Genomic DNA, 8,405 nt, shown 5'->3' on the forward strand with positions numbered 1-8,405 from the left:
GGGCTGGCTTCCGGGTGCCCCTGGAAGGAAAAGACGGGTGCATCGATCATTTCGATGCCCTGCAGGGTCTGATCGAACAGCGACCGGTGCGACACACGCACGGTATCCGGCAGGCTGGCTTCGTCGATGGCAAAACCGTGGTTCTGCGACGAAATCATGACCTCGCCGCTGGCGGTATCGATTACCGGATGGTTAGCGCCGTGATGGCCGAACTTCATCTTCAGGCTCGACGCCCCTACGGCCAGGCCCAGAATCTGGTGGCCGAGACAAATGCCCAGCGTGGGAATCCGGCGCGCGATGAGTTCGCGACACGTCGCCACCGCATAATCCAGCGGCTCGGGATCACCAGGCCCATTGCCTAACAGCACCCCCTCGGCGCCCAGGGCCACAACGTCATCGACTGATGTCTTGGCGGGCACCACCGTGACACGGGCGCCGGCATCGACCAGCTGACGCAGGATGTTGTACTTGATGCCGTAGTCGTATACCGCCACGTGAAAGCGCGGCTCGGCCGGCGCGTGCAGATCGTTCGGCCCGATCCAGGTGCCTTGAGTCCATTCGTAGGCTTCACGTACACCGGCTTCGGCGGCCAGATCCGCGCCCTTCAGGCCCGGAAAATCGCGCGCGGCTTGGATCGCAGCGGCCTCGTCGATATCATCACCGGCCACGATCGCGCCGTTCTGGGCGCCTTTTTCACGCAGTAGTCGTGTGAGACGTCGGGTATCTATATCGCCGATACCCACGATGCCGTTGGCCTCGAGATAACCTATCAGGCTGTCGTTGGACCGCCAATTGCTTGGGCTACGCGGGACCTCGCGGATGATCAGACCGGCTGCCTGGACCCGATCAGACTCGACGTCCTGGTCGTTGGTCCCTGTATTACCGATATGCGGATAGGTCAGTGTGACCATCTGCTGCTGATAGGAGGGATCGGTCAGGATTTCCTGATAACCGGTCATGGCGGTGTTGAAGACCACCTCCCCGACGGTCCGGCCGGTGGCGCCGATGGCGCGGCCGTGAAAGACACTACCGTCTTCGAGCGCTAGTACGGCTTTGGCGCGCAATACATCTCTCCAGTCGCTGATTGCCAGTGGGCTGCCCGGAGGCGGCGAGAGTATAGCCGCTAGGGCGCCGTCTCGCCAGCGATGTATGACGCGCGCTTAGTCAGATAGCCCCAGCACATCGTTCATACCGTAATGCCCGGGCGTCTGAACGCTGGCCCAGACTGCTGCTCGCATCGCCCCGCCGGCAAAGGTCTGGCGCGATGTCGCGCGGTGCGTGATCTCGATGCGCTCACCGGCGCCAGCGAATAGCACCGTATGCTCGCCGACGATGTCACCGCCGCGCACGGTCGCAAATCCAATAGCGCCGGCCGGGCGCTCACCGGTGTGCCCCTCGCGCGCGTAGACCGCGTTTTGATCCAGCGTCTGCCCGCGCCCGCGCGCGGCCACCTCGCCTAGCTTCAAGGCTGTGCCCGAGGGCGCATCGACTTTGTGTCGATGATGAGCTTCGACGATTTCAATATCCACATCATCGCCCAGCGCAGCAGCTGCGCGCTCGACCAGGTCCAGCGTCAAATTGACGCCCGCGCTGTAGTTGGGTGCCTGGACAATAGCGATGTCAGCCGCGGCCGCGTCAATCTCGGCCTGCTGTGCGGCGCTAAAACCAGTCGTGCCGATCACCATGGCCGCACCCTGGGCACGACAGGCCGCGAGCGCGCTCATTGACGGGGCCGGCAAGGAAAAATCGACGAGCACATCAAAGGCGGCCTTCGCGATTGACTCGGAGGACGTCAGAAACACACCGGTATCAGCCACTCCGGCCAATCGACCGGCATCGATGCCTAGCTGCTCGTTGGTCGACGAGGCAAAGGCCGCGACCAATTCAAGATCGTCGCGGGCCTGGGCAGCCACGATCAGCTCGCGCCCCATACGCCCGGAGGCGCCGTTGATTGCCACGCGTTGGGTCATGATCAGTTCAGGTGCTCGCCGAAGAAACGCTTGGCCTTGTCTAGCCAGCTGCTCGTGGCCGGGCTATGGCTATGGCTGCTCTCGTTCAGCGACTCTTGCAGCTCTTCTAGCAGCTTCTTCTGCTTGGAATTCAGGTTGACCGGCGTCTCGACGCTGACCTTGACCAGCAGATCGCCCGGCGACGAGGTGCGCACCGACTGGACGCCCTTGCCCCGCAGCCGGAACGTCTTGCCCGACTGGGTTTCGGCCGGCACTCGCAGGCTGACCTTGCCCTTCAAGGTCGGCACATCGATCTCGCCACCCAGCGCGGCCGTGATCATGTCGACCGGCACGTTGGCGCGCAGGTTGTTGCCATCACGCACGAAGAACTCGTGCGGCTTGACGTTGATCTGCACGTAGAGATCACCGGCCGGGCCGCCCATCTCGCCGGCCTCGCCCTCGCCGGACAGGCGGATACGATCGCCGTTATCCACGCCCGGCGGCACCTTGACCGACAGCGTCTTGGACGACTGGACGCGCCCGTCGCCCTGGCATTTCTTGCACGGGTTGCGAATCTTCTTGCCCGAACCCTGGCAGTCCGGGCACGCCTGCTGGATCGACAAAAAGCCCTGCTGGATACGCACCTGGCCCTGGCCCTTGCAGGTGTCACAGGTGTCCACGGGCGAGCCGGGCTCGGCGCCGTCGCCGCCGCAGGTTTCGCACTGTTCCAGCGTGGGAATCCGGATTTCGATGGTGTCGCCGTCGACCGCGGTTTCCAACTCCAGATCCAGATCGTAGCGCAGGTCCGCGCCGCGGGCGGCCCGGCTGCGACCGCCGCCCATGCCGCCACCGCCGAAAATATCGGAAAAGATATCGCCGAAGATATCGCCGAAACCGGCGCCGCCGCCGCCAAAGCCGGCACCGCCACCGGCCGCGCCGCCCATGCCGGCGTGACCGAACTGGTCATAGGTCGCGCGCTGCTGATCGTCAGACAGTACTTCGTAGGCCTCGGAGGCCTCCTTGAAGCGCGCCTCGGCGTCTTCATCGCCCGGATTACGGTCCGGGTGGTTTTTCATGGCCAGACGTCGATAGGCCTTCTTGATCTCGTCCTTGGACGCGCTCTTGGATACGCCCAGCACTTCGTAGTAATCGCGTTTCGCCATGGTCGTCGTCTTTCAAAATCCCTGATTGATGCGTCCGCACGTCGTATCCGCGGCGGCGGTCGAATTAATCAGAAATCTCGTGTGGTCAAAATCAAAAATGCCGGGGCAGCTCTCGCCGCCCCGGCGCATCGGCTCACTCGATGAGCTTACGAGTTGGTGCCCGACTTCTTGTCGTCGTCTTTGACTTCCTCGAAGTCGGCGTCGACGACGTCATCGTCGCCGGACTGCTGCGACTGCTGGCCGCCGGCGGCCTGCTCGCCTTCGGCGCCTTCTTCGCCCTGGCCGTAAGCCTTCTGCATGATCGGGGCCGAGGCCTCCGACAGCTTCTGCGTCTTGGCTTCGATCTCGTCCTTGTCGTCGCCTTCGAGTGCGGTGCGCAGCTCGGCGATGGCATCATCAACCGGCTTTTTCTCGTCCTCGGAGATCTGGTCGGCCAGATCCTTCATGGACTTCTCGATGCCGTGGATGAGGCCGTCGGCCTGGTTGCGCGCCGTGATCAGCTCGTTGAACTTGGCGTCTTCCTCGGCGTGCGCCTCGGCGTCCTTGACCATCTGCTCGACTTCGTCGTCGGACAGACCGGACGAAGCACGGATCTCGATGGACTGCTCCTTGCCCGTGGCCTTGTCCTTGGCCGAGACGTTCAGAATGCCGTTGGCGTCGATATCGAAGGTGACTTCGATCTGCGGCGTGCCACGCGGCGCCGGCGGGATATCCGACAGGTCGAAACGGCCCAGCGACTTGTTGCCGGAGGCCTGCTCGCGCTCGCCCTGGAGCACGTGCACCGTCACGGCCGGCTGGTTGTCTTCCGCGGTGGAGAACGTCTCCGACTTGCGGGTCGGGATGGTCGTGTTCTTGTCGATGAGCTTGGTCATCTTGCCGCCCAGGGTCTCGATACCCAGGCTGAGCGGCGTGACGTCCAGCAGCAGCACGTCCTTAGTGTCACCCGACAGCACCGAGCCCTGGATAGCGGCACCCACGGCCACAGCTTCGTCCGGGTTCACGTCCTTGCGCGGGTCACGACCGAAGAAGCTCTTGACCGCTTCCTGGACGGCCGGCATACGAGTCTGGCCGCCGACGAGAATCACGTCGTCGATGTCCGAGGCCTTCATGCCGGCGTCCTTGAGCGCCGTGCGGCACGGGTCGATGGTACGTGCGACCAGGTTCTCGACCAGGGACTCCAGCTTGGCCCGCGTCATCTTCATGTTGAGATGCTTGGGACCGTTCTGGTCGGCCGTCACGTACGGCAGATTGATCTCGGTCTGCTGCGTAGAGGACAGCTCGATCTTAGCCTTCTCGGCGGCTTCCTTGAGGCGCTGCAGGGCAAGCTTGTCCTTGCGCAGGTTCACGCCCTGGTCTTTCTCGAACTCGGCCGCGATGTGCTCGATGATCTCGTTGTCGAAGTCTTCGCCGCCCAGGAACGTGTCGCCATTGGTGGCGTGCACCTCGAACTGATGCTCGCCGTCGATCTCGGCCACTTCGATGATCGAAATATCGAACGTGCCGCCGCCCAGGTCATAGACCGCGATCTTCTTGTCGCCGCCCTTTTTATCCAGGCCGTAGGCCAATGCGGCCGCGGTCGGCTCGTTGATGATGCGCTTGACTTCCAGACCCGCGATCTTGCCGGCGTCCTTGGTCGCCTGGCGCTGCGAGTCGTTGAAGTAGGCCGGCACCGTGATCACGGCTTCGGTCACGGACTCGCCCAGGTAGTCCTCGGCGTCCTTCTTCAGCTTGCGCAGGATGGTCGCCGAGACTTCCTGCGGCGACAGCTTCTTGCCCTTGACGTCGACCCAGGCGTCGCCGTTGTCGGCCGACGTGATCTTGTAGGGCACCATCTTGATGTCCTTCTGTACCACGTCGTCCTGGAAGCGACGGCCGATCAGGCGCTTGATCGCATACAGGGTGTTGCTCGGGTTGGTAACGGCCTGACGCTTGGCCGGACGGCCTACCAGCGTCTGATCGTCATCCGTATACGCCACCACGGACGGCGTGGTGCGTTCGCCTTCGGCGTTCTCGATGACCTTGGCGCTGCTGCCTTCCAACAAGGCCAGGCAGGAGTTCGTCGTGCCGAGGTCAATACCAATGATCTTGCCCATGGTGTGCTCCAGAAATCGTGTTCTTCAGTGCTCTTTAAGGAAATTCAGTGCTTTCGCGACTACCGGCTTAATTGGGGCCGGCCAGTGCAAATCAAGCCCGGTTTCGAAACTCAGTTCGCGCCGCCAGCCGGCGCTTTCGCCACCGCCACCATGGCGGCGCGCAGCAGGCGCTCGTTGAGTACGTAGCCGCGCTGCATCACGTTGACGACGGTGTTCGGGTCGGCATCGGCCTCGATCATCGCGACCGCCTCGTGCTTCTCGGGATCGAACGGCAGGCCGGTCGGGTCGATCTGCTGAATCCCGAACTTTTCCATCACGCTGGCGAGCTGCTTGAGCGTCAGCTCCATGCCCTCGCGCACGGTCTCGACGCTGGCGTTGTCGGCCCGCGCGGACTGCAATCCGAGTTCCAGCGAATCGCGAACGCCGAGCAGCTCGCTGGCGAACTTCTCCAGACCGAACTTGTGGGCGTTGGCGACATCACGCTCGGCACGCCGGCGCACGTTCTCTAGTTCCGCGCTGGCGCGCAGGTACGATTCCCAATGCTCCCGCGCCTTGGCTTCCGCCGCGTCCAGAGCGGCCTGCGTTGGGTCCGCCTCGGTCGACTCGGGGGAGGCCTGTTCGGCGGATTCCGTCTGGGACGTTGCGGCGTCGGCCGCGGTGTCTTCCGGCTTCGCGTCTTCTGGGTTCATGCTGCGATCCGTGTTGGAAAGTCGATGGATGACGACAGCGTCGTCGCACGGCTCGCTTGGTGGGGGCGCCCGTCAGGTTTTCAAGCCGACACCGAAGATTATCGCGGTCAAATCCACCAGCGGCACGATGCGCTGGTAAGCCATCCGGGTCGGGCCGATCACGCCGAGCACGCCGGCCACCTCGCCGTCCACCCGGTATGGCGCGGTCACGACGCTGCATTCGTCGAGCACGGTCACGCCGGACTCGCGGCCGATGAAGATCTGCACGCCATCGGCATCCAGGCAGCGGCGGAACAGCCCGGCGATCTCCCGCTTGCGATCCAGCGCCCGCATCAGCGCCACCAGCCGCTCGCGGCTGCCGATCTCGTCAAAGGCAAGCAGATTGGGCTCGCCGGCGATGACCACGCCGCCGTCATTTCCGTCGTCGGCATCGTGCACGGCCTGCTGCATCATCAGCGCCAGTTCCTCGCCGACCGCGGCCTCGGCCACCCGCACCTGTTGCCGCAGCACGTCCGCCACTTCGAACAGATAGCGCCCGGCGGCATGACGGTTGATGAACGCCGCGGCGCGCTCCAGCGACTCGCGCGGATAGTCCTTCGACAGCTGCACCACGCGGTTCTGCACCTCCTCGCGGTCCACGACCAGCACGACGAGCACGCGGCGGTCCGACAGTGGCAGGAACTCGATCTGGCGCAGTGTGCGCAAATCGCTGCGCGGCACGGAGACGACCCCGGCCATGCGGGTCAGGTCGGCCAGCAATGCGGAGGTGTCACTGGTGAGCCCGTCGCGCCCGCCGGAGGACTCGCGCAGCTTGTCGGCCAGCTCGGCGGCCGTCTGGCGCGCCAGCCGTTCCGGCTCCAGCAGCGAATCGACGAAGAAGCGGTATCCCAGCGGGGTCGGAATGCGCCCGGACGAGGTATGCGGCGCCGACACGTAGCCACGCTCGGCCAAGTCCACCATGATGCTGCGCACGGTGGCCGAACTCACGGACAACCCACTGCATGCCAGCAGACGGGACGACGCGACCGGACGGCCGTCCGCGATAAACTGCTCGACTAGCGTCTTCAGAAGAGTCGCCTGACGGGCGTCCAGTGACGGCGTTCCGATTTCGATGCGAGACTCCGGGCCCACGGGCAGACAGGTTCTGATGGTGGAAACACAGAAAGCCACGCGCGTTCGGCGCTGTCAATGCAAGCAAAGGGCGTGACCAGCTTCCAGCACATCGGCGTGATCGCCAAGCGCGAGGACGCCGCGGTTCTAACGACCGTGGAGCGCCTGAGCCGGCATCTCGCGCAGCGCGGACTCACCGTGCTGCCGGACCCGGTCGCCGCTCCCGTCTCCGGCGCGGACGCCGTGCCGAGAGCCGAGATGGCCCGCCAGTGCGACCTCTGCATCGTCGTCGGTGGTGACGGCACGCTGCTCGACGCCGGACGCTACATGGCGCCGCAGGACGTGCCGATCGTCGGCGTGAACCGAGGCCGGCTGGGCTTCATGGTCGATGTCTCGCCGGACGACATGAGCGCGCGGCTGGACGAGATTCTCGATGGTCAGGGCATCCGCGAAGACCGCCTGATGATCGAAGCAAGGCCCGATGTGCAGGGCGACCCCATCGCCTCGTTCATCGCGCTGAACGACGTCGTCGTGCGCAACCGCGCCTTCAACCGCCTGCTGGAATTCGACACGCGGATCAACGGCGAATTCGTCAACCGTCACCGCGCCGACGGCATCGTGATTTCCACGCCAACCGGCTCCACCGCCTACGCGCTGTCCAGCGGCGGCCCGATCGTGCACACCGGCATTGACGCGCTGACGCTGGTGCCGATCTGCCCGCATACGCTGTCCGACCGGCCGCTGGTCATCAGCGCCAACAGCGAACTGGAGGTCGTGGTCCACGGCCACAACACCGATGCGCTGGTGACCTGGGACGGCCAGGTCAGTCATCCGCTAGCCGGTGGCGACCGCATCCGGATTCGCGCGGCCGACAAGCGCATGACCCTGATCCACCCGCCCGGTTACGACTACTTCCACATCCTGCGAACCAAACTGCACTGGGGGCGCGGACAAAACTGATGCTGCGGCATTTGTCGATCCAGAATCTCGCCGTCATCGCCGATCTCGAACTGGAGTTCGGTGACGGCTTCAACGTGCTCACGGGTGAAACCGGCGCCGGCAAGTCGATCCTGATCGACGCCATCGGCCTGGTGCTCGGCGCGCGCGCCGATTCCGATGCCGTGCGCAGCGGCCAGCCGCGGGCTCAGGTGGATGCGGAGTTTCGCCTGACGCCGGACTCGCCCGCCTCTCGCTGGCTCACCGACCAGGCACTGGATGACCCGGACGATGCCGGCTGCTGTCTGATCCGCCGCATCGTCATGGCCGACGGCGGCTCGCGGGCGTTCATCAACGGCTCGCCGAGCAACATTCGCAGCCTGCGCGACCTGGGCGAATACCTGGTCGACATCCATGGCCAGCACGACAGCCAGCGCCTGCTCGACGCCGCCGAACAACGCAACC

At 64.6% G+C, this 8,405-nt stretch carries 8 protein-coding genes; 2 read left to right on the forward strand and 6 right to left on the reverse strand.

What is annotated here, in order from left to right; all coding sequences use genetic code 11:
- The 6 genes from carA to hrcA form a co-directional block, all read right to left on the reverse strand.
- A partial coding sequence (gene carA / locus ABNS06_RS09460; RefSeq protein ID WP_348674171.1) for a glutamine-hydrolyzing carbamoyl-phosphate synthase small subunit occupies positions 1-1,064 on the reverse strand: 1,064 nt, incomplete at its 3' end.
- 96 nt (positions 1,065-1,160) lie between these two features.
- Entirely contained in the window at positions 1,161-1,970 is an 810-nt protein-coding gene (dapB, locus tag ABNS06_RS09465; protein WP_348674172.1) for a 4-hydroxy-tetrahydrodipicolinate reductase, read from the reverse strand.
- Between the two features lie 2 nt (positions 1,971-1,972).
- A complete protein-coding gene (gene dnaJ, locus ABNS06_RS09470) occupies positions 1,973-3,112 on the reverse strand; it encodes a molecular chaperone DnaJ (RefSeq protein WP_348674173.1) in 1,140 nt (379 codons plus the stop codon).
- A 146-nt stretch (positions 3,113-3,258) separates the two neighbouring features.
- A complete protein-coding gene (gene dnaK, locus ABNS06_RS09475; protein WP_348674175.1) occupies positions 3,259-5,205 on the reverse strand; it encodes a molecular chaperone DnaK in 1,947 nt (648 codons plus the stop codon).
- A 110-nt stretch (positions 5,206-5,315) separates the two neighbouring features.
- A complete protein-coding gene (grpE, locus tag ABNS06_RS09480; RefSeq protein ID WP_348674176.1) occupies positions 5,316-5,894 on the reverse strand; it encodes a nucleotide exchange factor GrpE in 579 nt (192 codons plus the stop codon).
- A gap of 72 nt (positions 5,895-5,966) precedes the next feature.
- Complete coding sequence (hrcA, locus tag ABNS06_RS09485; RefSeq protein ID WP_348674178.1) at positions 5,967-7,025, reverse strand: heat-inducible transcriptional repressor HrcA; 1,059 nt, start codon at positions 7,023-7,025, stop codon at positions 5,967-5,969.
- A gap of 57 nt (positions 7,026-7,082) precedes the next feature.
- Here hrcA and ABNS06_RS09490 point away from each other — a divergent pair, with 57 nt between their 5' ends.
- Both ABNS06_RS09490 and ABNS06_RS09495 read left to right on the forward strand, forming a co-directional pair.
- A complete protein-coding gene (locus ABNS06_RS09490; RefSeq protein WP_348674179.1) occupies positions 7,083-7,964 on the forward strand; it encodes an NAD(+) kinase in 882 nt (293 codons plus the stop codon).
- On the forward strand, positions 7,964-8,405 hold a 442-nt coding region (locus tag ABNS06_RS09495), incomplete at its 3' end, for an AAA family ATPase (RefSeq protein WP_348674181.1). The genes ABNS06_RS09490 and ABNS06_RS09495, both read left to right, overlap by 1 nt.

The organism is uncultured Abyssibacter sp. (assembly GCF_964000955.1).
In the GTDB taxonomy this organism is placed as follows: domain Bacteria; phylum Pseudomonadota; class Gammaproteobacteria; order Nevskiales; family OUC007; genus Abyssibacter.

What these genes read in the sequence shown, in the direction of transcription:
- dapB (WP_348674172.1), bottom strand. Translation starts at nt 1,970, where the DNA reads ATGACCCAACGCGTGGCAATCAACGGCGCCTCCGGGCGTATGGGGCGC.
- dnaJ (WP_348674173.1), bottom strand. Translation starts at nt 3,112, where the DNA reads ATGGCGAAACGCGATTACTACGAAGTGCTGGGCGTATCCAAGAGCGCG.
- dnaK (WP_348674175.1), bottom strand. Translation starts at nt 5,205, where the DNA reads ATGGGCAAGATCATTGGTATTGACCTCGGCACGACGAACTCCTGCCTG.
- grpE (WP_348674176.1), bottom strand. Translation starts at nt 5,894, where the DNA reads ATGAACCCAGAAGACGCGAAGCCGGAAGACACCGCGGCCGACGCCGCA.
- ABNS06_RS09490 (WP_348674179.1), top strand. Translation starts at nt 7,083, where the DNA reads ATGCAAGCAAAGGGCGTGACCAGCTTCCAGCACATCGGCGTGATCGCC.